Origin of the sequence: Stutzerimonas stutzeri (assembly GCF_002890915.1) — a bacterium.
Taxonomy (GTDB): domain Bacteria; phylum Pseudomonadota; class Gammaproteobacteria; order Pseudomonadales; family Pseudomonadaceae; genus Stutzerimonas; species Stutzerimonas stutzeri_AF.
This window is the reverse complement of the sequence record NZ_POUT01000015.1, coordinates 53,673-77,410: the sequence shown is the minus strand read 5'-3', so window position 1 is coordinate 77,410 and position 23,738 is coordinate 53,673. Positions and strand designations below refer to the sequence as shown.

Sequence of the window (23,738 nt, the reverse complement as noted above, 5' to 3'; positions counted from 1 at the left end):
CCTTCGGCAGCGGCGTAGGGTGGATGTCGCTTTTTACATCCACCTTGACCCCGCCCGGTGGATCGGTGAAGCGTGATCCACCCTACGACCTCGCCAGGCTTTTTCTTGCAGCTTATGGCTCGCCGCTTGCAGCTGCTCTTTCAGACCTTGATGAAATGCTCGCGGTAGTACCGCAGCTCGGCGATGGAATCACGGATGTCGTCGAGGGCCAGGTGCGTGCCGCTCTTCTTGAAACCGCCCATGATCTGCGGCGCCCAGCGTGCCGCGAGTTCCTTGAGCGTCGAGACGTCCAGGTTGCGGTAGTGGAAATAGGCTTCCAGCGCCGGCATCTGCCGATAGAGGAAGCGGCGGTCCTGGCAGATGCTGTTGCCGCAGATCGGCGACTTGCCCTTGGGCACCCACTGCTCGAGGAACGCCAGGGTCAGCTGTTCCGCCTCGGCAGTCGAGATCAGGCTCTTGCGCACGCGCTGGGTCAGGCCGGAACCGCCGTGCTGGCGGGTGTTCCACTCGTCCATGCGGGCCAGCACCTCGTCGCTCTGGTGCACCGCGATGACCGGACCTTCGGCCAGCACGTTGAGCTGGCTGTCGGTGACGATGGTGGCCATTTCGATGATGACGTCGTTGTCCGGGTCCAGCCCGGTCATTTCCAGGTCGATCCAGATGAGGTTCTGCGGGTTCTGCATGGGAGGCTCCTTGGCTGTGCCGCGCAGTTTAGCCGCTTGCACCGGAGCCGTCAGGTGCCGTGCCGCCGGGATACCAGACCAGCAACCGCGAGTGTCGCCAGTCGTCCAGCGGCAGGATTTGCGCCGGCTCGACACCCGGCACCGCGAAGCTGTTGCTGATCAGCAATGCGCCGGGGCGCATCTCGTTCCGCGCCTTCTGCCACAGCGCCGGCATCGGCGCCGGCGAGAGGAAGCAGTAGACCACCTGGTAGTCGCCCAGGTCGACCCGCCACAGGCTGCGCAGGCGGATGCTGCAGTTGGGCTGGCGCAGGCAGCGCAACCAGGACAGGGCGAAAGGCAGCGGTGCGGTTTCCACCCCGACGAATTGCCCCGCGGGATGCGCGCGCGCCAGCCGCAGCAAGGTACCGGCCAGCCCGCAACCCAGGTCGATGAAGCGAAAACCGGCCGGCAACGTCGCCAGCCGGACCTGCAGCTGCCGCTCCGCCGCGGCGCCGCTCAGATACAGCGGCACCCGCTCGCCGAAGGCATTCCAGTTGAGCAGCAGCAACAGGGCGAAGGCGCCGAGCGGCAGCCAGCCCGGGACATGCTGGCCGTGCAGCAGCACCAGCCCCGGCACGAAGGCCAGGTTGATCGGCAGCCACCACGGCGAAAGCCCCAGGCGCTGGCCCAGCCATGCGGCGACACCGCCCTGCAGCAACGCCGCGCCCAGAAGCCCGGGGCGGATGTCCCAGCGGGCGAAGCCCAGCAACAGCAGCCAGACGAGCGCCACGGCCAGCAACTGCGCCAGCAGCGCACGCAGGATCGGTAGACGCGCAGGGGCAATGGCGGGCATGGCGGCATCGATCACGGAAGGGACCGCCAGTCTACCCGCCGGCGCACGCGCCAGACAGGGCATCGACGTGGGCATGCTAGACTCGCCGCCCATCATCCGCTGAAAGCCCGCATTCATGGCCAAACGCCAACTCAACCGCCGGCAGAGCTGGCGCATCGAGAAGATCCAGGAAGAGCGTGCGGCCCGCGCCGCGCGGCGCGAATCCCGCGTCCTCGAAGAGCTCGAAGGCGGCGATCTCGGCCCCGAGCAGAGCGGCCTGGTCATCGCGCACTTCGGCGTACAGGTCGAAGTCGAGGCACTCGAGGGCGAGCAGGCCGGCCAGGTGTCTCGCTGCCACTTGCGTGCCAACCTGCCGGCGCTGGTCACCGGCGATCGCGTGGTCTGGCGCCCCGGCAACCAGGGCATCGGCGTCATCGTCGCGCAGTTGCCGCGGCAGTCGGAACTCTGCCGGCCGGACATGCGTGGCCAGCTCAAGCCGGTGGCGGCCAACGTCGACCTGATCGTGATCGTCTTCGCGCCGCTGCCCGAACCACACGCCAATCTGATCGATCGCTACCTGATCGCCGCCGAACACGCCGGCATCGCGCCACTCTTGCTGCTGAACAAGGCCGACCTGATCGACCAGCACAACGAGGCGGCGCTGAACCGCCTGCTGGACGTCTATCGCCAGCTGGGTTACCCGCTGCTGGAAGTCTCGGCCCACGGCGGCGGTGGCATGGAAGACCTGAAGGCACGTCTCGATGAGCACGTCAGCGTCTTCGTCGGGCAGTCCGGGGTGGGCAAATCCTCGCTGGTGAACAGTCTTTTGCCGGGGGTCGATACGCGGGTCGGCGCGCTGTCGGAAATGACCGGCAAGGGCACCCACACCACCACCACCGCGCGGCTGTACCATTTCCCCGGCGGCGGCGAGCTGATCGACTCCCCCGGCATCCGCGAGTTCGGCCTCGGCCATGTCAGCCGGGCCGACGTGGAGGCGGGCTTCATCGAATTCCAGGCGCTGCTCGGGCACTGCCGCTTCCGCGACTGCAAGCACGACCGCGAACCGGGCTGCGCGCTGCTCAAGGCCCTGGAGGAAGGTCGCATCCAGCCACAGCGGATGGCCAGCTACCGGCACATACTCAGCAGCCTGCCGGAGCCGGACTACTGACGCGCAGCCCCCGCAGCAGGCTTGCCGGGCTGGCTGAAATCGAGCACGCCATCCTCGAAGATGTTCAACCGTTCGCGCAACTGCGCGGGCTGTAGCGGCTCGGCTGCCGGCACCGAACCGTTCTCCGGCGGGTCGTGTGCATCGGATTGCTCGCCCTCGATCGAGCGCTGCGCCTTCTTGGTCAGGACCAGGATGTCGATGCGCCGATTGACCGGGTTGAACGGGTCCTTGCGATCGAACAGCGCGGAAGAGGCGTAGCCCACCACGCGGGCGATCTGCTCCTGCGGATAGCCACCGCCGACCAGCGTGCGGCGGGCCGCATTGGCACGGCTGGCCGAGAGCTCCCAGTTGCCGAAGTCGCTGCGCCCCGAATACGGCTTGGCATCGGTATGCCCGCTGATGCTGATCTTGTTCGGCACCGCGGCGATGGTATCGACCAAGGCCAGCAGGATGTCCTCGAAATAGGGCTGCAGCTGGGCGCTGCCGAGGGCGAACATCGGCCGGTTCTCGGCATCCATGATCTGGATGCGCAGCCCGTCCTGGGTGATCTCGAACAGAATCTGGTCCTTGAAGCGCTTCAGCTGCGGATTCTCGTCGACCTTGTTCTGCAGCTCCTGCAGCAGCAGTTCGAGGCGTTCGCGCTCCAGTTGCTCGGCGAAGGTCTCCACCTGGTCGGCGGAGACCTGCGCTTCACTCTGCGCCGGCTCGAGCTCGGGGTTGAGGGTGCGCTCCGGCGAAGGCGTCGGCGTGCCGCCCAGGTCGATGACGTGCGGGCTGGCACTCTCGGTGAAACCGATCGGGTCCTGGAAATAGCCGGAGATGAGCCGTTTCTGTTCCGGCGTGGCCGAGCTCATCAGCCACATCACCAGGAAGAACGCCATCATCGCCGTGGCGAAGTCGGCGAAGGCAATCTTCCAGGCGCCGCCGTGATGGCCGCCGGCGGTCTTCTTGACGCGTTTGACGATGATCGGCTGGGTGTTGTCCATGGCGGGCCCTTAGCTGCCTCGCATGGCTTGCTCGAGCTCGGTGAAGCTCGGCCGATGCGCCGGATACAGGACCTTGCGACCGAACTCGACGGCCAGCGACGGCGGCATGCCCGAGGCCGAAGCCACCAGGGTTGCCTTGATCGCTTCGTACAGGTTCAGTTCTTCCTTGGCATCGTGCTCCAGCGCCGCCGACAGCGGACTGAAGAAGCCATAGGAAGCGAGGATGCCGAGGAAGGTACCGACCAGCGCCGTCGCCACCTTTTCACCGATTTCGGCATTGTTGGCATCCGCCAGGATCGACATGGTGATCACGATGCCCAATACCGCCGCGACGATACCCATCGCCGGCAGGCCGTCGGCGATCTTCGCCACCGCATGGGAGGGGTGCTCGAGCTCCTCCTTGAGGCTGGCCAGCTCCATGTCGAACAACCCTTCCAGCTCGTGCGGCGCCATGTTGCCGGAGGACATGATGCGCAGGTAATCGCAGGTGAAGGCGGTCATCCGCGCGTCCTGCAGGACGCCGGGGTACTTGCTGAACAGCGGGCTGGCGGCCGGATCCTCGAGATCCGCCTCGATTGCCATCATGCCTTCGCGGCGGCTCTTGTTGAGGATGGCGTAGAGCAGGCCGAGCACTTCCAGGTAATAGGCATGGGTGAAGCGCGTGCTGAACATCTTCAGCGCCTTCTTGAACACCACCATGGTCGTGCTCGCCGGGTTGGCCTGCAGGAAACCACCGAGCGCCGCGCCACCGATGATCATGATCTCGAAGGGATGAATGAGCGCGCCGAGCTTGCCGCCGGACAGCACGAAGCCACCGAGGACGCTGGCGAACACGACGATGATGCCAATGATTTTTACCATAGGGGGTACGTCTGAAACCTGCTCACGAGCCGCCAGGACGCCAGGCAGCAACGCCCGGCATAACCGCGCGACGACATGGCGAAGGGGTGTATTGGAAGAATTGTTCTGGTTATCGGAACTTTTGCGCCAGACTAAAGGCCATCCCGATGAAAAGCTAGTTCGGCCATGACCACACTCTCTCCGCTGCCACGCACACTTCCCGCCTGGATCAAGGCACTCGACGATGTTCATCTCCCCGCTTTCGCGGACGTTCATGCCAAGGTACGCCTGGCCTTGCGCGACAGCGGCATGTCGATGCGCCAGATCGCCGAGATCATCCAGACCAGCCCGGTGCTGGCGCTGCGCTTCATCCAGGAAGCCAACCGCGGGATCGGCGATGGCCAACCGGCGGAAAGCCTGGAGGTCGCGCTCAGCCGCATCGGCCTGCAGCGTGCGGAAACGCTGCTGAGCCGCATCCCGGCCAGCGAAGCCCGGGATATCCCCCTGCCGCTGCGGCAGATGGTGCTGATCAGCCGTCATGCCAGCCAGCAGGCCAATGGCCTGTTCGGTGCCCGCCTCGCCCGCCTGTGGCAGGACATCCACTGGGGCAGCCTGCTGTTCCTTGCGCCGACCTGGGCCCTGGTTTGCGCCTGTCCGCAGTTGCTGGAAAGCTGGGAACAGCGGGTGCTGGTCAAGGGCGAGCCGGCCAGCCGCGTCGAGCGCGAACTGCTCGGGGTGCCGCTGCTGGAGCTGTGCCTGAAGCTGGCCGAGCACTGGCGCCTGCCGGACTGGATCGTCCAGGGTTACCGCCTGCTCGGCGGCAACCGGCGCATGCTGATCAAGGCCCTGCATATCGCCCGTGACAACGCGCACCCCCTGCATCAGCAGCAGATGCTCGACGCCGACCCGGACCTGCGCCGCTGGCTGACGCTGCCGAGCAACACCATCGTCCTGGCCAACGGCCTGGCGCTGTCTTCGCACCACAGCTGGGGCGGCGTGCACAGCCTGCGCTGGCAGCGCCTGGCAGGCCTGTACCTGCAGCTGCCGCTGGACGAGCTGCAACAACTGGTGCACCAGCAGGCGGTCATCAGCGCCCGGGCGATCGGCCACACCGACCTCTGGCATCCCGCCCAGGGCCTGCTGTGGCCGACCGACAGCCGCTTCCAGAGCCTGCGCGAGGCACCCATGCCCAGCACCCAGGACCTTGCCAGGTGGCGCGAGCACTGCCGGCAGTTGCTGACCGAGCCGACGCCCTTCAGCAACGTGCTGCAACTCACCGCCAGCGCCAGCCAGGCCTTCGCCTGCGGCGGCATGCAGCGCGTGCTGGTGATGCTGGTCGATCGCAAGCAGAACCGCCTGGTGACCCAGCAATGCATCGGCCTCGCCAGCGAAGCCTCACGCCTGACGCTGGCGCCGGAGCAGAGCCAGGTCCTGCGCCGGCTGCTGGAAAAACCCGTCCAGCTGCGCCTGCAACCGGCCAACATGGCCCAGTTCTCCGCCCTGCTGCCCGGCGCGCTGAAAGCCCTGTTCGCCGGCGAACACCTGCTGCTGCGCTCAGTGGGCATCGACAGTCGCGTGCTGATGCTGGTGATCGCCGACCAGGGGGGATCCGCTTTCAGCGAGACCACGCTGCAGACGTTCACCAAGACGGCGCAGTGCCTCGAGCGCGCGCTGGGCACCTTCAGCCGGCGTGAGAGCTAGCCTCACCGAGTGCAGGGCACGGGCTTCGCGCCTGCCTTGCACTTCGCCCGTTGGGCTTCGGCGCTGCGCGCCTCAACCCAACCTGCAGGCCAAATGCGTTACCTAATCGCTCCCGGCAGCAGACACAGCGCAGCCCAGCGCACGCACGGACTCGCGCCCGAAACCCGGCACATGCCTGGCGGGCGCACCCCGCCCTACGGCACGTCGCTGACTTATCGATTACGGCGAAACGCCGACAGACCCTGTGCCTTTTTTTCGCTAGACTTCGCCCCTTGAACGACTTGCCGAGGCCCGCCGTGTCCGCCTTTTCCAACCTGCCGCTGGTGATCGAGCCCGCCGACCTGGCCGTGCGCCTGGAGGCCCCCGAACTGATCCTGATCGATCTGACCAGCGCCACCCGCTATGCCGAAGGGCACCTGCCCGGCGCGCACTTCGTCGACCCCAGGCAAACCCAGCGCGGCCAACCGCCTGCGCCCGGGCTGGCTCCCAAACCGGCGCAGCTGCAGGCCCTGTTCGGCGCCCTGGGCCATCGCCCCGAGGCGGTCTACGTGGTCTACGACGATGAGGGTGGCGGCTGGGCCGGGCGTTTCATCTGGCTGCTCGACGTGATCGGCCATCACCGCTACCACTACCTCAATGGCGGCCTGCCTGCCTGGCTGGCCGAACAGCGGCCGCTGACCCGGCAGGTGCCGAGCGCCGGCAGCGCGCCGGTCGAACTGCAACTGGACGACGCGCCCACGGCGACCCGCGCCTACATCGAAAGCCGCCTCGGCGCCGACGACCTGGTGATCTGGGATGCCCGTTCCCCCGCCGAGTACCGTGGCGAAAAGTGCTTCTCCGCCCGCGGCGGGCACATTCCCGGCGCGATCAACTTCGAGTGGACCGCCGCCATGGACCCCGCGCGCGCCCTGCGCATCCGCGAGGACATCGCCGAACGGCTGCAGGCCCTGGGCATCGTGCCGGAGAAGGAAATCATCACCCACTGCCAGACCCACCACCGTTCTGGCCTCACCTACCTGCTGGCCAAGGCGCTGGGCTACCCCCGGGTAAAGGGCTATGCCGGCTCCTGGGGCGAGTGGGGCAACCTGCCCGATACGCCGGTCCAGCAATGAAAAGGTCATCCATGAAAGATCGTCTGTTCGTCATCAGCCAGTACCTGCTGCCGCACCACCTCGTCTCGCGCCTGGCCGGTTGCCTGGCCGAGTGCCGCCTGCCCTGGGTGAAGAACACCTTCATCAAGTGGTTCGTCCGCCACTTCCAGGTCGACATGCGCGAGGCACAGGTCGAAGAGCCGACCGCCTACGAGCATTTCAATGCCTTCTTCACCCGCGCCCTGAAGGATGACGCCCGGCCGCTGGATCCCACCCCCGGCGCGATCCTCAACCCTTGCGACGGCGCCATCAGCCAGCTCGGCAGGATCGAGCAGGGCCGCATCTTCCAGGCCAAGGGTCATAGTTTCAGCGCCACGGAACTGCTCGGCGGCGATCACCAGCGCGCCGCGCCGTTCATGGGCGGCGCCTTCGCCACGGTGTACCTCTCGCCCAAGGACTACCATCGCGTGCACATGCCGGTCAGCGGCACCCTGCGCGAGATGGTCTACGTGCCGGGACGGATCTTCTCGGTCAACACCGTCACCGCCCAGGGCGTGCCGGAACTGTTCGCGCGCAACGAGCGCGTGGTCTGCCTGTTCGACACCGAGCACGGGCCGATGGCGATGGTGCTGGTCGGCGCGATGATCGTCGCCAGCATCGAAACCGTCTGGGCCGGCCTGGTAACGCCGCCCAAGCGCAGCCTCAAGTCCTTCCGCTACGACGAAGCCGCACGCGCGCCCATCCACCTGGAGAAAGGCGCCGAGATGGGCCGCTTCAAGCTGGGTTCCACCGTCGTCCTGCTGTTCGGCCCCGATCAGGTACGCTGGGCCGAACAGCTCGGCCCGCTGAGCCCGGTATGCATGGGCGAAGCCCTGGGGCAGGCGCAGGAGCCCGCGACCCCGGCCTGAAAACCGCCTGCCACGGAGCGCGACGACAATCACATTCGCGACGCCATTCGGTGGCCGACTGCTACCGAACGTCGGGTAATATCATTGAGCCATCATTCAGTCCTGCCCGTGCCGGCAGATATTGATAGAGTTCACATTACCCCTGCCTGAGACGTCGCGGAGCCCACCCGTTTTGGATAGACAGAGCCATCATCTGCTGCGCGTGCCCGCGCCAACCCGGCAGACCCTGTCCTTCTGCGACGCCAGCGCACGCGGCATGAGCACCTGGCTGGCCGCCCTGCCGAAGGCCAATCTCGGCGAAACCGCACGCCTGCTCTATCAGGCCCTGATCGAACTCAACCAGTTGCGCCTGCCGTCGGAAACCCGGCTGCAGTTGCTGGAGCTGCTGCGCCCGGACGTGCACTTCGTCTGCAAGCACCTGGAAAAGCACTATCTCAACCAGCCCATCGTGCTCGGCGAACGACCGCGCAAGGTCGCCGGGCTGTGCCAAGCGCTGCAGAACCATCTCGCCGTCGGCTACAAGCTGATCGTCGTGCGCGTGGCCTCCCAGCCCGGGCATGACCGGCAGCAACTGCTCGCCGTCGCCCTGCAACGCGCCATCCACAGCCTTGGCGCGCTGCTGCTGCGCTCGATGCAGCTCTATGGCCCCGCCCCCCAGGGCTTGTGGCTGGAACTGCACCAGCTCTATCAACTGGCGGTGGAGCAGAGCACGGAGCGTCTTCTATTGCGCGACCCGCTCGCCCGGCATGCCCAGGGACTGAGCGCCGAGCAGAGCTACCTGGCCACGCTGCTGCTGGGGTGCGCGCGCTGCAACCAGTTGCGCCAGCAGAACATCACTAGGCTGGCGGCGGCGCTGGAGGCGTGGAGCGCGCTGGTCAGCCTGCAGCCGGCAACGGCAGCGAACAGCCTGCTCCTCTTCTCGCCGCAGGTCGACGGACCGCCGCGCTACCGCTCGCTGTTCGCCGTCGAGGACACCCGGCGCATGCTCGGCATCGATCCACGCCCGCTGCTCGAACGGCTCGAGGAACACCTGCGCCTGTCCGCCGACAACCGTGAGCTGACGCGCCTGCCGGCCGCCAGGGGCCTGGACGACGACCTGCTGCGCCACCTGAGTTCGGCCTGGGGCGACATTTCCGAGCGCAGCTTCCCGCGCATTCCGGCCCAGGGCAGCCTGACCCTGTGCATCGGCATGAGCGCGCTGCACTACCAACTGGCCGGGCAGCGCTCGTTCAATGAAGTCCTGGAGCTGCCGGAAACCTCCAATTGCGCGGTGTTCAGGCTGCACAACGACGCGCCCGACATCTGGGCGACCGCCTTCGATGCACAGAACCCCAGCGCCGCCCCCCTGCTCGCGCACGACCATATCGAGTTCGTCCGCCCCAACCTGCAGCAGGCCGGCACGCCGAGCAGGCCGAAGAGCGAGGCCGAACCGGTCGCCCGGGCGGTATCCGCCGAGAGCTACCCGCTGTTCGAGGTCCAGTCGATCGACCACAGCCCCGGCGGCTATTGCCTGGCCTGGCCCGGCGAGGTGCCCGGGCAGTTGCAGGCCGGCGAGCTGCTCGGGCTGCGCGAAAACAGCGCAAAGGCCTGGAGTATCGCCGTGGTGCGCTGGATTCGCCAGGTGCGCGGCGGCGGCACGCAGATGGGCGTCGAACTGCTCGCGCCCCAGGCGCAACCCTGCGGCCTGCGCCTGCTGCGCAAGGCCGACCAGGGCAGCGAGTACCTGCGCGCCCTGCTGCTGCCGGCGATCGGCGCCATCTCGCAACCGCCGATGCTGATCGCACCGCGCCTGCCGTTCCAGGAAGGCCACAAGGTGCAGATCAATCACAATGGCGAGCAGCAGCGTGCCGTACTCAGCCGCCGTCGCGCGCACACCGGCAACTACAATCAGTTCGAATATCGCGCGCTCGGGCAGCTGCCGCGCGAGCGAGAGACGCCTGTCACAGCCTGGGGAAGCCACACGGCGAGTGGGGATGAAGATTTTGACTCCCTCTGGAAGTCACTGTAGATTGCCGACTCTGCACTCTCGCCTGCCCGCGCCCATTCGGCGCGCCTTTAAGCTGTCGCCATGGCCCTGCAAAAGAAAACCATCCGCCTGCTGATTCTCGAAGACTCGCAGAACGAAGCCGAGCGTCTGGTCAGCCTGTTCCGCAATGCCGGGCAGGCCACCCGGGTGCATCGCCTCACGTCCAGCGATGATCTGGCCGAAGCGCTGAAGCAGACCTGGGACCTGCTGATCAACGCGCCGCACAGCGAGAACCTCGATCCCAGCGAGGTCATCGGCGCCATTCGCCGGCAGGCCAAGGACATCCCGGTCATCCAGCTCACCGCGGGCAACGACGCCGAAGCCATCACCGAAGCACTCATGCTCGGCGCCCAGGATGCCCTGCCGCAGGGCGAGGACGAGTGGCTGATCCTGGTCGCCAACCGCGAGCTGGCCAACCTCGAAGAGCGCCGCGCGCGCCGCTCGGCCGAAGTCGCGCTGCGCGAGGCCGAGAAACGTTGCCAGCTGCTGCTCGACAGCTCGGTCGATGCCATCGCCTACGTCCACGACGGCATGCACATCTATGCCAACCGCGCCTATCTCGAGATGTTCGGCTACGAAGACGTCGAAGACCTCGAAGGCATGCCGATGATCGACCTGATCGGCGCCACCGACCAGTCCGCCTTCAAGACCTTCCTGAAGAACTACCAGACCCTCGAAGGCAACGCCGAACTGGCCTGCAGCGGCATCCGCGCCGACGGCGAGAGCCTCAAGACACGCATGCACTTCTCGCCGGCCGCCTATGACGGCGAGCCCTGCATCCAGGTGGTGATCCGCGCCGAAAACGACAGCGCCGAACTGCAGAAGCTGCGCGAGATCAGCAGCCAGGACCCGGTGACCGGCCTGCTCAATCGCAACGCCTTCCTCGAGGTGATGGACGCTGCCGTCGAACGCGCGGTCAATGCCGGGCAGAGCGCCAGCCTCGCCTATATCCGCGTCGACCGCTTCGCCGCACTGCAGGCGGAGATCGGCCTGGCCGATTCGGATCAACTGCTCGGCCAGTTGGCCACCCTGCTGCGCGCGCACTTTCCGGCCGGCACGCAGCTGGCACGCTTCGCCGACGACGTCTTCACCGCCCTGCAACCCGGCGTGACGCCACAGCAGGCCGAGCCGGAACTGCGCAAGCTGCTGGCCAAGGTCGAAGGGCATCTGCTCGACATCGGCGGGCGCACCGTGCAGACCACTTTCAGCATCGGCGTCGCCGGCCTCGACGAGAAGACGGCCAAGGCCCAGGACGCCATCGAGCGCGCGCACCGCTGTGCCGACGAACTCGGTGACGGCAACGCGCTGAAGCTCTACAACCCCGCCGACGAGCTGGCCGCCGCCGCCAGCCGCGGCAACATCGTCGCCATGCTGCAGCAGGCGCTGGAGAAGAACAGCTTCCGCCTGCTGTTCCAGCCGATCATCAGCCTGCGCGGCGACAGCTTCGAACACTACGAAGTGCTGCTGCGCCTGCTCGATCCGCAGGGCACGGAAGTGCCGCCGGCCGAGTTCCTCGGCGCCGCCAGCGATGCCGGGCTGGCGACCAAGATCGACCGCTGGGTGATCCTCAACTCGATCAAGCTGCTCGCCGAGCACCGCGCCAAGGGCCACAGCACCCGCCTGTTCCTGCACCTGTCCGCCGCCAGCCTGCAGGACCCGAGCCTGCTGCCCTGGCTCGGCGTGGTGCTGAAGGCATCGCGCCTGCCCGGCGACTCGCTGGTGTTCGAATTCGGCGAGCCCGATGCGGTGGCCTATCTCAAGCCGGCCAAGATCCTGGCGCAGGGGCTGGGCAACCTCGGCTGTCGCGTCGCCCTGGCCCAGTTCGGCTGCGTGCTCAACCCGTTCAACACGCTCAAGCACCTGAACGCCGAATTCATCAAGGTCGACGGCTCCTATACCCAGGACCTGTCCCGCCAGGAAAACCAGGAAGCACTGAAGACGCTGCTGGCCGACCTGCACGCGCAGCACCGGCAGAGCATCGTGCCCTTCGTCGAGAGCGCCACGGTGCTCGCCACGCTCTGGCAGGCCGGCGTCAGCTACATCCAGGGGCATTACCTGCAAGGCCCCAGCCAGTCGATGGACTACGACTTCTCCTCCGACGAGGAGTGATCCGCCCGCCGCTTGATCGAGGTCATCCTTCGGCCACACCGCTGGACCAGGGTCTGTTCCCGCTTCGTCCGCGGCCGCGCCGGAGCCTGTTTTTGCGCGAAGCAAGGCACGAGGAGCGAAGTTTGGTCATTCCAAATAAGCGACGAGTAACGCCGCATCGCGCAAAAACAGGCCCGGCCCGAAGGGTTGCGCGGCAAATGGCGCCATGCGGCGTTGCGGGACTTGGCAAGGGATCACCATTACCTGCGTCCCGCGCCTTGCCTGGCGCCATTTGACGCAGCAACGCGGCTTGCGACGAAACGGGAGCAGACCCTAGAGTGTCCGGACGCCTTCCATTCCGAAGAGGAGTCCGCACCATGGCCATGATGAAAGCCGCCGTGTTCGTCGAACCGGGCCGCATCGAACTGCAGGACAAGCCGATCCCCGAGATCGGCCCCAACGACGCCCTGCTGCGCATCACCACCACCACCATCTGCGGCACCGACGTGCACATCCTCAAGGGCGAGTATCCGGTGGCCCCGGGCCTGACCATCGGCCACGAGCCGGTGGGCATCATCGAGAAGCTCGGCAGCAACGTGAAGGGCTACCAGGAAGGCCAGCGCGTGATCGCCGGGGCGATCTGCCCGAGCTTCACCTCCTACGCCTGCCAGGACGGGCTCGCCTCGCAGGATGGCGGCTGCGCCTGCCATGGCTACAAGCCCATGGGCGGCTGGCGTTTCGGCAACACCATCGACGGCACCCAGGCCGAATACGTGCTGGTGCCCGACGCCCAGGCCAACCTGGCACCGGTGCCGGACGGCCTCACCGACGAACAGGTACTGATGTGCCCGGACATCATGTCCACCGGCTTTGCCGGCGCCGAGGCGGCCAACATCAAGATCGGCGACATCGTGGTGATCTTCGCCCAGGGCCCGATCGGGCTCTGCGCCACCGCCGGCGCCAGGCTGCGCGGCGCCGGCACCATCATCGCGGTGGACGGCGTCGATGCCCGGCTCGATATCGCCCGGCAGATGGGTGCCGACGTCACCTTGAATTTCCGCAACGTGGACGTGGTCGAGGAAGTGCTCAAGCTCACCGGCGGGCGCGGCGCGGACGCCTCGATCGAGGCGCTGGGGCTGCAGTCGACCTTCGAAAACGCGCTGCGGGTGCTCAAGCCGGGCGGCACGCTGTCCAGCCTGGGCGTCTATTCCAGCGACCTGACCATTCCGCTGGGCGCCTTCCATGCCGGCCTCGGCGACAACAAGATCGTCACCTCGCTGTGCCCTGGCGGCAAGGAGCGCATGCGCCGCCTGCTCAACGTGGTGGCCTCCGGACGCGTCGACTTCGGCCCGCTGGTCACCCACCAGTACGCACTGGGCGATATCGGCGAGGCCTACGAGCTGTTCGCCAACCAGCGCGATGGCGTGCTGAAAGTAGCGATCAAGCCCTGAAGACGGGCGCCGTAGAACGTAGGTTGGGTTGAGGCGCGAAGCGCCGAAGCCCAACTCATGCCCAAGCGATGCCTGATGCTCCGCGCGTTGGGCTTCGCTGCGTGCGCTCAACCCAACCTACATCCTGCTCTTATTCCGTCCCGTCCCGATCCCTGAAGCCCAGCAGATAGAGAATGCCGTCCAGCCCCAGGGTGGAAATCGCCTGCTTGGCCGACTGCTTGACCAGCGGCTTGGCGCGGAAGGCGACGCCCAGGCCAGCCAGGCCGAGCATCGGCAGGTCGTTGGCGCCGTCGCCGACAGCGATGGTCTGCTCCAGGCACAGGCCCTCGCGCTCGGCCAGCTCGCGCAGCAGATCGGCCTTGCGCTGGGCATCGACGATGGGCTCGACGGCCACGCCGGTCACCTTGCCGTTCACGATCTGCAGCTCGTTGGCGAACACGTAGTCGATGCCCAGCTTGGCCTGCAGCTGCTTGGCGAAGTAGCTGAAGCCGCCGGACAGGATCGCCGTCTTGTAGCCCAGCCGCTTGAGCTCGGCGAACAGCACCTCGGCGCCCTCGGTCAGCCGCAGGCTGGCGCCGATGCCCGCCAGCACGTCTTCGGAAAGCCCTTCCAGCAAGGCCAGGCGTTCCTTGAAGCTGGCGCGGAAATCCAGCTCGCCGCGCATCGCGCGCTCGGTGATCGCCGAGACCTGTTCGCCGACGCCGGCGGCCTTGGCCAGCTCGTCGATGACCTCGGCCTCGATCAGCGTCGAATCCATGTCGAACACCGCCAGGCGCCGGTTGCGCCGGTAGACCGAGTCGCGCTGGAAGGCGATGTCGACGTTCAATTCCTGCGCCACGCTGAGGAACTCCGCCCGCAGCGCCGCGGTGTCCGCCGGCTCGCCGCGCACCGAGAACTCGATGCAGCCCTTGCCCTGCTCCTCGGGCATGTCCAGCGGCCGGCGCCCGGAAAGCCGCTCGATATGGTCGATGTTCAGCCCGTACTTGGCGGTGATCGCACTGACGCGCTGCAGCTGTTCGGCGGTGACCTTGCGCGTCAGCAGCGTGACGATGTGCCGGGGCTTGCCCTGCCCGGCCACCCAGTGCTGGTAGTCGGCCTCGGACACCGGGGTGAAGCGCACCTGCTGGTCGTGCTTGTAGCCCATGAACAGCACGTCCTTGAGCACGGAGGATGCGCGCTCGTTGTCCGGGATCTCGATCAGGATGCCGAACGACAGGGTGTCGTGGATCACCGCCTGGCCGATATCGAGGATGTTCACGCCACCCTGGGCGAGCACGCCGGTGATGGCCGCCGTCAGCCCGGGGCGATCTTCCCCGGTGATGTTGATCAGGACGATTTCGCGCAAGGCGCAGCTCCCATGGCAGGCTATGAAGGCGGGCATTCTACCTCAGCTGGCCGGAGCGCTGGAGAACCGCCGCAGTCCGGCGCAGCGCCACGAAGCAATTCGTCAGCTTGCAACAGGAGACCTTCAGCGCCTCCTGCGCTTTCCGTATACTGCTCGACAATTTCCCGACGAGAAGAGCCGCGCTCTGTGAACCGGCCCGCATCCGTAAAGCCAGACAATTTCTTCCTGATGATCTATCGCGCACTGCGCCAGCACCGCGTGCCGCTGGTGCTACGTATCGCCAGCCATACGCTGCTGCTGGTGGCGCTGGCGCTGGTCATCTATGCGTGGGTGATCGGCATGCAGTTCAAGCATGCCATGGAGCAGCAGGCCGACGCCCTCGGCCAGAGCCTGGTGACCCAGACTGCCGCCTCGGCCACCGACCTGCTGGTGGCCAACGACATCCTCAGCCTCAACGTGCTGCTGAGCAACCTGGTGAAGAACCCGCTGGTCGCCCACGCCGCGATCTACAGCGTGGACAACCGGGTGCTCGCCGAATCCGGTTCGCGCCCGCAGCAGGGGCTGCTCGGTGACGACAGCGGGCTCTACTCGACCCCGATCAGTTTCCAGGAAGTGATCGCCGGGCACCTGCGCGTCAGCCTGGACATGCGCCAATTCCAGCAGCCGATGACCATCAGCCTGCAGAGCATGGGGCTGCTCAGCCTGATCCTGCTGGCCTTGGCGCTGACCCTGAGCATGCGCCTCGGCCGACAGCTGTCGACGCCGCTGATGCAGCTGCGCCTGTGGCTGCGCGACCCCGACGACCCTGCCCCCGGTGCCGGTCGCCAGGACGAGATCGGCGACCTTGCGCGCCAGCTGCAGGCACGCCTGGTGCCGGAAAAACCCGAACCGGAGCTGGACCTCAGCGACGCCCTGGACGCCGACTGCTTCGCCCAGGACGAGGAGGACAATCCCTTCGACGAGCATCGCCCCGAGCCGCAGCTCGAGCGCTTCGACATCGACCTGGACGATGGCCGACCGCAACCGTCCATGCGGCCAGCCGCAGCCCCCTACGATGAAGCGGAGGCGCTGGACGAAGACGCCTTCGCCATCGCGCCGACGCCTGCCACGCCAGCGCTGCCGGCAGCGCCGCCAAGCCCGACGCGCAGCGCCGTGCTGGCGATCCAGCTGGGTGCCCAGGATCAGCTGCGGCGCCTGCCGCGGGCGCGCCTGACCGAACTGCTGCAACGCTATCGCGACTGCCTGCAGCAGGCGGCCACGCTCTATCAGGCCGAGCTGCACACGCTCAACGACGGCAGCAGCCTGATGCTGTTCCACAGCCAGGACGACGAGCAGAACTATCTGACCCACGCGATCTGCTGCGGCGAGCTGATGCGCGCCCTCGGCCATGCACTGCAGATCGAGGTCGCCGACAGCGGCATCACCCTGCAGCTGCAGCTCGGCCTTACCCAGGGTGAAGGGCTGTTCGATCTCGGCCAGGGCGACCTGCTGCTCAGCGAGCCGGCCCAGGCGGCCCTGGCCCTGTCGCTGCACAGCCGCAACCTGCTGCTGGTGGAACACGGCATCAGCGAAGACCGCCTGATCCAGCAACGCGCACGCATCCGCCCGATCGCCAGCCCGGAAGGCGCCTGCTGCGTCGAGCGCCTGCTGGAGCCCTACCCTTCGCTGCTCGAACGCCAGCTGGCGCGCATGCACGAGCTGCGCAATCGCGTCAGCTGACGCAGGGCGGGTTGCAACCCGCCGAACCTGCCAGGGCCGCACTGCATTCGGTGCGCGGAGCGCACCCTGCATGACGCCCCGTTTGCGCCGGATCGCCAGCAAGCCGGCGCCTACAAGTCCGAGGGGTCATCCGTAGGAGCGAGCCATGCTCGCGAACCGCCTGCCACACGCCCGGACTTTCCGTAGGGTGCGCTCCGCGAAGCGCCGGCCCCCGCTGCATGCGGCGCGCGAAGCGCACCTGCGCGGGGCCATGCCAGGGTTCGGGTTCGCTCGTCAGAAGCGGAACACTTCCATGTCGGTGCGGATCGGTTCGACTGCCGGAATCCGTGGCGTCTGTGCCTCGGCGGATTTGCTCGCCGGTGCCTTGGCGCTACGCTTGGGCGGCGTCTTGGCGGCCAGCGCCGGCTCGATCGCTCCCGCCAGCATTTCGCTCAGCCGCTGCAACAGCACGCTCTGCGCCCGCACCTGGTCGGCGGTGCTGCCCAAATGCTCTTCCTGCAGGCGCACCAGACGGTTGCCCAGGTGCTTGCCGGCCTTGTCCCGCAGGCGCCACTGTGCCTCGAGCACCGCCGGGTATTGCGGGCCGGAATCCAGGCGGGTGATCGACAGCTCGACCTGCACATCCGGGGCGAACCCTTCGTCGGCGGGGCCGAGTACCAGGCTCTGGGTGTTCAGCCGCCAGGCCAGCTGGCGCAGCAGCAACTGGTCGACGTCGGCCTTCAGGCTGCCCGCCCAGCGCGCCTTCTGCGCATCGGCGGCCAGGCTGCCGTCGGCCAGACGCTGCAACAGCGCATCGCGCTGCAGGTAATCGGCCAGGGTGACCGGCTCCAGCAGTACCGCGGCGCCATCGGTCCGCTCCGGCACCTCGGAGGCGCCGCTGTCCAGGCGGTACATGGGCGCCGGCTGCAGGCCGATGCAGCCCGTCAGACCGATGCTGGCCAGCAGTAGAACAATCGGAGCACGCAACACGTTCTTCATTACCTTCATAACACCACGATCCAGGCCATACGCCGCCTCTTCAGGCACACGCCGATGCCTCATGCAGAGGCATCCACCAACGCCGCGTTGATCAATCGAGAGCCCGTCGAACAGGGTTTAAACCCTGCCAAAGCAATCTCGGGCTGGAAAGGGGGCTATCTTCCGTGAAACCGGTCACCGATTCCAGCGCCAAAACACATCAGCAGGTTTCCACCAGCAGCTTTTCGACGCGCTGGAAGCCACGTGGCAGCTTGTTGCCCCGCCGTCCGCGCTCGCCCTTGTAGTGCTCCAGGTCCTCGGCCCTGAGCGACAGCGTGCGCTTGCCGGCCTGCAGGAGCAGGGTCGCGCCGGACGGCAGCACGGCGAGGTCGACCAGGTATTCCTCGCGACTGGCGACCCGCTCGCCGGGGATGCCGATGATCTTGTTGCCCTTGCCCTTGCCCAGCTGCGGCAGGTCGCGCACCGGGAACACCAGCAGGCGGCCTTCGGTGGTCACCGCCGCCAGCCAGTCCTCGTCGCGGCTGGCCAGCGGCCGCGGCGCGACCACCCGGGCGCCGGACGGTAGCGAGAGCAGCGCCTTGCCGGCCTTGTTCTTGGCCTGCAGGTCCTCACCCTTGACCACGAAGCCGTAGCCGGCATCCGAGGCGATCACGTAGAGCGCCTCATCCTCGGGCAGCAGCACGCATTCGAAGCCGGCACCCGGCGGCGGGGTCAGGCGACCGGTGAGCGGCTCGCCCTGACCACGCGCCGACGGCAGCGAATGCGCCGCCAGCGAATAGCTGCGCCCGGTCGAGTCGATGAACACCGCGTACTGGTTCGAGCGTCCGGCGGCGGCTGCCTTGAAGCTGTCGCCGGCCTTGTAGGACAGGCCCGTGGCGTCGATGTCGTGGCCCTTGGCGCAACGCGCCCAGCCCTTCTCGGAAATCACCACGGTGACTGGCTCGGACGGCAGCAGCTCGTTTTCCGCCAGCGCACGGGCCTCGGCCCGCGCGACGATCGGCGAACGGCGCTCGTCGCCGTAGGTCTCGGCGTCTTCCAGCAGCTCCTTGCGCACCAGCTTCTTCAGCTTGGCTTCGCTGCCGAGCAGCGCCAGCAGTTTCTCGCGCTCCTTGGCCAGCTCGTCCTGCTCGCCACGGATCTTCATTTCCTCCAGCCGCGCCAGTTGGCGCAGGCGGGTGTCGAGGATGTAGTCGGCCTGCAGCTCGGAGAGTTCGAAACGCGCCATCAACACCGGCTTGGGCTGGTCCTCGGTGCGGATGATGTGGATCACCTCGTCGAGGTTGAGGAAGGCCACCAACAGGCCTTCCAACAGGTGCAGGCGCTTCTCGACCTTGTCCAGGCGGAACTGCAGGCGGCGGCGCACGGTGCCGATGCGATAGGTCAGCCATTCGCTGAGCAGCACCCGCAGGTTCTTCACCTGTGGCCGGCCATCGAGGCCGATGACGTTGGTGTTGACCCGGTAGCTGGACTCCAGGTCGGTGGTGGCGAACAGGTGCTGCATCAGCGCCTCGACGTCGACCCGGTTGGAGCGCGGGATGATGACGATGCGGCAGGGGTTCTCGTGATCGGATTCGTCGCGCAGGTCGGCGACCATCGGCAGCTTCTTGGCCTGCATCTGCCCGGCGATCTGCTCGAGGATCTTGGCGCCGGACACCTGGTGCGGCAGCGCGGTGACCACGATATCGCCGTCCTCGACCCGGTATACGGCGCGCATGCGCACCGAGCCGCGGCCGCTTTCGTAGATCTTCAGCAGGTCGGCGCGCGGCGTGACGATCTCCGCCTCGGTCGGGTAGTCCGGCCCCTGCACGTGCTCGCAGAGCTGCTCGACCGTGGCGCCGGGCTCATCGAGCAGGCGCACGCAGGCGCTGGCGACCTCGCGCAGGTTGTGCGGCGGCACGTCGGTGGCCATGCCCACGGCGATGCCGGTAGTGCCGTTGAGCAGCAGGTTGGGCAGGCGCGCCGGCAGGGTCGCCGGCTCGTCCAGGGTGCCGTCGAAGTTCGGCACCCAGTCCACCGTGCCCTGGCCGAGCTCGGAGAGCAGCACCTCGGAATAGCGCGACAGCCGCGCCTCGGTGTAGCGCATCGCGGCGAAGGACTTGGGATCGTCCGGCGCACCCCAGTTGCCCTGGCCGTCGACCAGCGGGTAGCGGTAGCTGAACGGCTGCGCCATCAGCACCATGGCTTCGTAGCAGGCGCTGTCGCCGTGCGGGTGGAACTTGCCGAGCACGTCGCCGACGGTGCGCGCCGACTTCTTGTGCTTGGCGTCGGCGTTCAGGCCGAGTTCGCTCATGGCATAGACGATGCGCCGCTGCACGGGCTTCAAGCCGTCGCCGATGTGCGGCAGCGCGCGATCCATGATCACGTACATGGAATAGTTGAGGTAGGCCTGCTCGGTGAAGTCGGCGAGGGAGCGCCGCTCCACGCCGTCCAGGCTCAGGTCGAGGGGTTCGCTCATGGTCGATCCGTTACATGCTGGCGCAGCACCAGGGTGCCGGCGCGCTGGGTGAATTCAAGTTGTTTCAGGGCGCTCATGCCGAGCAGCACCTGTTCGCTGCGAAAACCGGGGGCGACGATGGCGCGCACGTCACGCAGGACGATGTCGCCGAGCGTGAGGCGGTTCAGCACCGTGCGGTAGCCGGTGGTCTGGCCGTTGGCGGTGTGCAGCATCACCGGCGCGCCACGCTGCAGGCCCAGCCGCTCGGCCAGCTCAGCCGGTACCGCGACGTCGGTAGCGCCGGTGTCGAGCAGGAAGGTGACCGGCTCGCCGTTGATCTTGCCGCTGGCGACGAAGTGCCCCTGGACGTTGCCGGCCAGCTGCACCTCGATCTGCCCGCCCTGCATCTGCGAGACCGGCTCGCGATTGGGATTCAGGCGCCCCTCCTCCCATTCGGCGAAGAAGCGCGTGGCCAGGAACAGGCCGGCGCCCCAGGCCAGCACCAGCATCACGCGCCCGGCGCGGCGGCCCGCCGGCTGGTTCACCGCTGGGCGCTCCAGCCGCCCGCGGGCGCGGCGAAGCGCCAGACGACCGGGCGCTTCTCGCCGTCGCCACGCCGCATGCCATTGTTGTCGACGCCGATCCAGGCGCCCTCGGCATCGACCCAGAGGGCTTCGACGTTGCCGTAGGGCGCCGAGTAGCGGCGTTCCTCGGTCAGCGCCTCGGCGGCGAACGACCAGCAGCGCTCGACCGCTCCACTGGCAGGGTCGCGCCGGCAGAGCCGGTAGGCAGACGGTTCCAGGACGAACAGCTTGCCGTCGAAGAACGACAGCGCCGAGAAACTGCGCGACACCGGCGTGTCCCCCAGTGCCGCCGGCGGCAGTTCGCTGCCACCTTCGGACATCAGCACGCAGCTGCCGGTGCATTGCCAGCTGCTCTGCTGACGATGCAGCACCAGTAACCCGCGGCGCTCGCGCTCGGCGGCCAGCCACAGGCGTTCGGCATTCGGGTCGACGGCAATACCTTCGAGCATCGCGTTGAAGTGCAGCAGCATGCCGCTGGCGCGCGCCTGGCGCACCAGCGAATCGGGCAACGGCAGCCATTGCGCGGTACCGGCCGGACTTACCTGAAGCACCGCGGCATGGGCCTCGCTGACCAGATAGCGGTTGCCCAGGGCGTCGCAGCTGAGCCCTTCGAAGTCCATCTGCCCGCCGCGCACCTGGCCGCTGGCCCAGGCGCGCATGCGCATGCCCCAGGGCAAGCCGCTGTTCGCTGGCGGCGGCAACTCGAAGCGCTCCGCCTCGGCCTGCCAGGGCGTGGTGCTGGTATCCAGACGGAACAGCTGGTCGTCCTGGCGATCGGACACGGCCCACAGCGCATCGCCGCACCAGGCCAGGCCAGAGAGGTTGCCGGCGGGCATGCCTTCCAACGGATGCTCGCTGAGCAGCTTCAGTTCCACCGGTGCGTCGCTGGCGTACAGCGGCGCCGCAGCGAGGCACAAAAGCGCAAGCCAGCGGCGGATCAAACCAGCACCTCGGCCAGGTTGCCCTTGGATTCGAGCCAGCTCTTGCGGTCGCCGGCGCGCTTCTTGGCCAGCAGCATGTCCATGATCTCGCGGGTATTGTCGACGTCGTCCAGGGTCAACTGCACCAGCCGGCGGGTGTTGGGGTCCATGGTGGTCTCGCGCAGCTGCGGCGGGTTCATCTCGCCGAGGCCCTTGAAGCGCGTCACCTGCGGCTTGCCGCGACGCTTCTCGGCCACCAGGCGCTCGAGGATGCCGTCGCGCTCGGCTTCGTCGAGCGCATAGAAGATGTCCTTGCCCAGGTCGATGCGATACAGCGGCGGCATGGCGACGTAGACGTGCCCGGCCTCCACCAGCGGGCGGAAGTGCTGGACGAACAGCGCGCAGAGCAGCGTGGCGATGTGCAGGCCATCGGAGTCGGCGTCGGCGAGGATGCAGATCTTGCCGTAGCGCAGTTGCGCGAGGTCGGCGGCACCGGGGTCGACGCCGATGGCCACGGCGATGTCGTGGACCTCCTGGCTGGCGAGCACCTCGCCGCCGTCCACTTCCCAGGTGTTGAGGATCTTCCCGCGCAGCGGCATGATCGCCTGGAATTCCTTGTCCCGCGCCTGCTTGGCCGAGCCGCCGGCCGAATCGCCCTCGACCAGGAACAGCTCGGCACGCATCGGGTCCTGCCCGGCGCAGTCGGCCAGCTTGCCCGGCAGCGCCGGGCCCTGGGTGATCTTCTTGCGCTCGACCTTCTTGCCCGCCTTGAGGCGGCGCCCGGCGTTGCTGATCGCCAGTTCGGCCAACTGCAGGCCGAGCTCCGGATGGGCGTTGAGCCAGAGGCTGAAGGCGTCCTTGACCACGCCGGATACGAACGCCGCGGCCTCGCGTGAGGACAGCCGCTCCTTGGTCTGCCCGGAGAACTGCGGTTCCTGCATCTTCATCGAGAGGACGAAGGCGATACGCTCCCAGATGTCCTCGGGCGCCAGCTTCACGCCGCGCGGCAGCAGGTTGCGGAACTCGCAGAATTCGCGCATGGCATCCAGCAGCCCCTGGCGCAGGCCGTTGACATGGGTACCGCCCTGGGCGGTGGGGATCAGGTTGACATAGCTTTCCTGGACGCTGTCGCCACCCTCGGGTAGCCACAGCAGCGCCCAGTCCACGGCCTCGGTGTTGCCGGCCAGCGCGCCGACGAAGGGCTCGTCGGGCAGGCGGACGAAGTCGCTGACCGAATCGACCAGGTACGAGCGCAGGCCATCCTCGTAATGCCACTCGACCTTCTCGCCGGTGCTCTTGTCCTCGAAGCTGACGCTCAGCCCCGGGCACAGCACGGCCTTGGCCTTGAGCACGTGCTTGAGGCGGCTGATGGAGAACTTCGGCGAGTCGAAATATTTCGGGTCGGCCCAGAACTGCACGCTGGTGCCGGTGTTGCGCTTGCCAACGCTGCCGACGATTTCCAGATCGCTGGCCTTGAAGCCGTCGGCGAAGCTCATGCGGTACTCGTTGCCGTCGCGCTTGACGGTTACCACCACCCGCGTCGACAGCGCGTTGACCACCGAGATACCGACCCCGTGCAGGCCGCCGGAGAACTGGTAGTTCTTGTTGGAGAACTTGCCGCCGGCATGCAGCTTGGTGAGGATCAGCTCGACGCCCGGCACGCCCTCTTCCGGGTGGATGTCCACCGGCATGCCGCGGCCATCGTCGATCACTTCCAGCGAATTGTCCTGGTGCAGGATCACCTGGACCGAACGGGCATGCCCGGCGAGGGCCTCGTCGACACTGTTGTCGATGACTTCCTGGGCCAGGTGGTTGGGCCGCGTGGTGTCGGTGTACATGCCCGGGCGCTTGCGCACCGGATCGAGGCCGGAGAGGACCTCGATGGCTTCTGCGGTATACGACATCTGTCTGGCACTGTCCTTATGTTCTGAACGATCGGCCCGTGCGGGCCGCGAAAAAATCGGCGCACCGGCCAGGAGTGGCGCCTGCCGGGCAGGCTCGCCGA

18 protein-coding genes are annotated in these 23,738 nt (G+C 67.3%); 8 read left to right on the top strand and 10 right to left on the bottom strand.

The features are described 5' to 3' along the window. Positions 1–140 precede the first annotated feature (140 nt). Together orn and CXK94_RS19965 are read right to left on the bottom strand one after the other, a co-directional pair. On the bottom strand, positions 141–683 hold the full coding sequence (gene orn / locus CXK94_RS19970) for an oligoribonuclease (RefSeq protein ID WP_037042689.1): 543 nt from the start codon (positions 681–683) through the stop codon (positions 141–143). A gap of 28 nt (positions 684–711) precedes the next feature. Continuing rightward, positions 712–1,515, bottom strand: a complete 804-nt coding sequence (locus CXK94_RS19965) for a class I SAM-dependent methyltransferase (RefSeq protein ID WP_102895610.1) — start codon at positions 1,513–1,515, stop codon at positions 712–714. Positions 1,516–1,630: 115 nt separating this feature from the next. Between CXK94_RS19965 and rsgA the strand changes: the two genes are divergently transcribed. After that, a complete protein-coding gene (gene rsgA / locus CXK94_RS19960; RefSeq protein ID WP_102895609.1) occupies positions 1,631–2,662 on the top strand; it encodes a small ribosomal subunit biogenesis GTPase RsgA in 1,032 nt (343 codons plus the stop codon). On the opposite strand, the gene motB is transcribed toward rsgA, so the two are convergent. Then, on the bottom strand, positions 2,656–3,648 hold the full coding sequence (gene motB / locus CXK94_RS19955; protein ID WP_102895608.1) for a flagellar motor protein MotB: 993 nt from the start codon (positions 3,646–3,648) through the stop codon (positions 2,656–2,658). The genes rsgA and motB overlap by 7 nt on opposite strands. Before the next feature lie 9 nt (positions 3,649–3,657). Next, the gene (motA, locus tag CXK94_RS19950; RefSeq protein WP_102895607.1) at positions 3,658–4,509 is read right to left on the bottom strand and encodes a flagellar motor stator protein MotA; all 852 of its coding nucleotides are present in this window, start codon (positions 4,507–4,509) and stop codon (positions 3,658–3,660) included. Between the two features lie 165 nt (positions 4,510–4,674). Between motA and CXK94_RS19945 the strand changes: the two genes are divergently transcribed. From CXK94_RS19945 to CXK94_RS19920, 6 genes are all read left to right on the top strand, one after another. Further along, positions 4,675–6,189: an HDOD domain-containing protein gene (locus tag CXK94_RS19945; RefSeq protein WP_102895606.1), complete on the top strand. Its 1,515-nt coding sequence runs from the start codon at positions 4,675–4,677 to the stop codon at positions 6,187–6,189. Positions 6,190–6,485: 296 nt separating this feature from the next. Further along, positions 6,486–7,301 (top strand): rhodanese-like domain-containing protein, encoded by an 816-nt coding sequence (locus tag CXK94_RS19940; RefSeq protein ID WP_102895605.1) that lies wholly within the window; start codon positions 6,486–6,488, stop codon positions 7,299–7,301. A gap of 11 nt (positions 7,302–7,312) precedes the next feature. Then, the gene (gene asd, locus CXK94_RS19935; RefSeq protein WP_102895604.1) at positions 7,313–8,188 is read left to right on the top strand and encodes an archaetidylserine decarboxylase; all 876 of its coding nucleotides are present in this window, start codon (positions 7,313–7,315) and stop codon (positions 8,186–8,188) included. A 172-nt stretch (positions 8,189–8,360) separates the two neighbouring features. Next, positions 8,361–10,196 (top strand): molecular chaperone, encoded by a 1,836-nt coding sequence (locus CXK94_RS19930; protein WP_102895603.1) that lies wholly within the window; start codon positions 8,361–8,363, stop codon positions 10,194–10,196. Between the two features lie 60 nt (positions 10,197–10,256). Beyond that, positions 10,257–12,323, top strand: coding sequence for a GGDEF/EAL domain-containing response regulator (locus tag CXK94_RS19925; RefSeq protein ID WP_102895602.1), 2,067 nt, complete (start codon positions 10,257–10,259; stop codon positions 12,321–12,323). 356 nt (positions 12,324–12,679) lie between these two features. Continuing rightward, positions 12,680–13,753, top strand: coding sequence for an NAD(P)-dependent alcohol dehydrogenase (locus CXK94_RS19920; protein ID WP_102895601.1), 1,074 nt, complete (start codon positions 12,680–12,682; stop codon positions 13,751–13,753). Positions 13,754–13,883: 130 nt separating this feature from the next. On the opposite strand, the gene serB is transcribed toward CXK94_RS19920, so the two are convergent. After that, on the bottom strand, positions 13,884–15,098 hold the full coding sequence (gene serB / locus CXK94_RS19915; protein WP_102895600.1) for a phosphoserine phosphatase SerB: 1,215 nt from the start codon (positions 15,096–15,098) through the stop codon (positions 13,884–13,886). 186 nt (positions 15,099–15,284) lie between these two features. On the opposite strand from serB, the gene CXK94_RS19910 reads away from it, so the two are divergent. Further along, positions 15,285–16,817, top strand: a complete 1,533-nt coding sequence (locus tag CXK94_RS19910; RefSeq protein WP_037042669.1) for an AhpA/YtjB family protein — start codon at positions 15,285–15,287, stop codon at positions 16,815–16,817. A 273-nt stretch (positions 16,818–17,090) separates the two neighbouring features. Here the strand turns inward: CXK94_RS19910 and CXK94_RS19905 are convergent, their stop codons facing one another. The 5 genes from CXK94_RS19905 to parE all read right to left on the bottom strand — a co-directional run bounded on the left by CXK94_RS19905 (position 17,091) and on the right by parE (position 23,637). Continuing rightward, positions 17,091–17,795 (bottom strand): PqiC family protein, encoded by a 705-nt coding sequence (locus tag CXK94_RS19905; RefSeq protein ID WP_037042705.1) that lies wholly within the window; start codon positions 17,793–17,795, stop codon positions 17,091–17,093. Between the two features lie 199 nt (positions 17,796–17,994). Beyond that, positions 17,995–20,250, bottom strand: coding sequence for a DNA topoisomerase IV subunit A (gene parC, locus CXK94_RS19900; RefSeq protein ID WP_102895599.1), 2,256 nt, complete (start codon positions 20,248–20,250; stop codon positions 17,995–17,997). Beyond that, positions 20,247–20,774 carry a retropepsin-like aspartic protease family protein gene (locus tag CXK94_RS19895; protein WP_102895598.1) on the bottom strand — a complete coding sequence of 176 codons (528 nt, stop codon included), beginning with the start codon at positions 20,772–20,774 and terminating at the stop codon, positions 20,247–20,249. Before CXK94_RS19895 ends, parC begins: the two co-directional genes overlap by 4 nt. Then, entirely contained in the window at positions 20,771–21,754 is a 984-nt protein-coding gene (locus CXK94_RS19890; RefSeq protein WP_102895597.1) for an esterase-like activity of phytase family protein, read from the bottom strand. The genes CXK94_RS19895 and CXK94_RS19890 overlap by 4 nt, the downstream gene beginning before the upstream one ends. Next, positions 21,751–23,637, bottom strand: coding sequence for a DNA topoisomerase IV subunit B (gene parE / locus CXK94_RS19885; RefSeq protein WP_102895596.1), 1,887 nt, complete (start codon positions 23,635–23,637; stop codon positions 21,751–21,753). Before parE ends, CXK94_RS19890 begins: the two co-directional genes overlap by 4 nt. Positions 23,638–23,738: the final 101 nt, after the last annotated feature.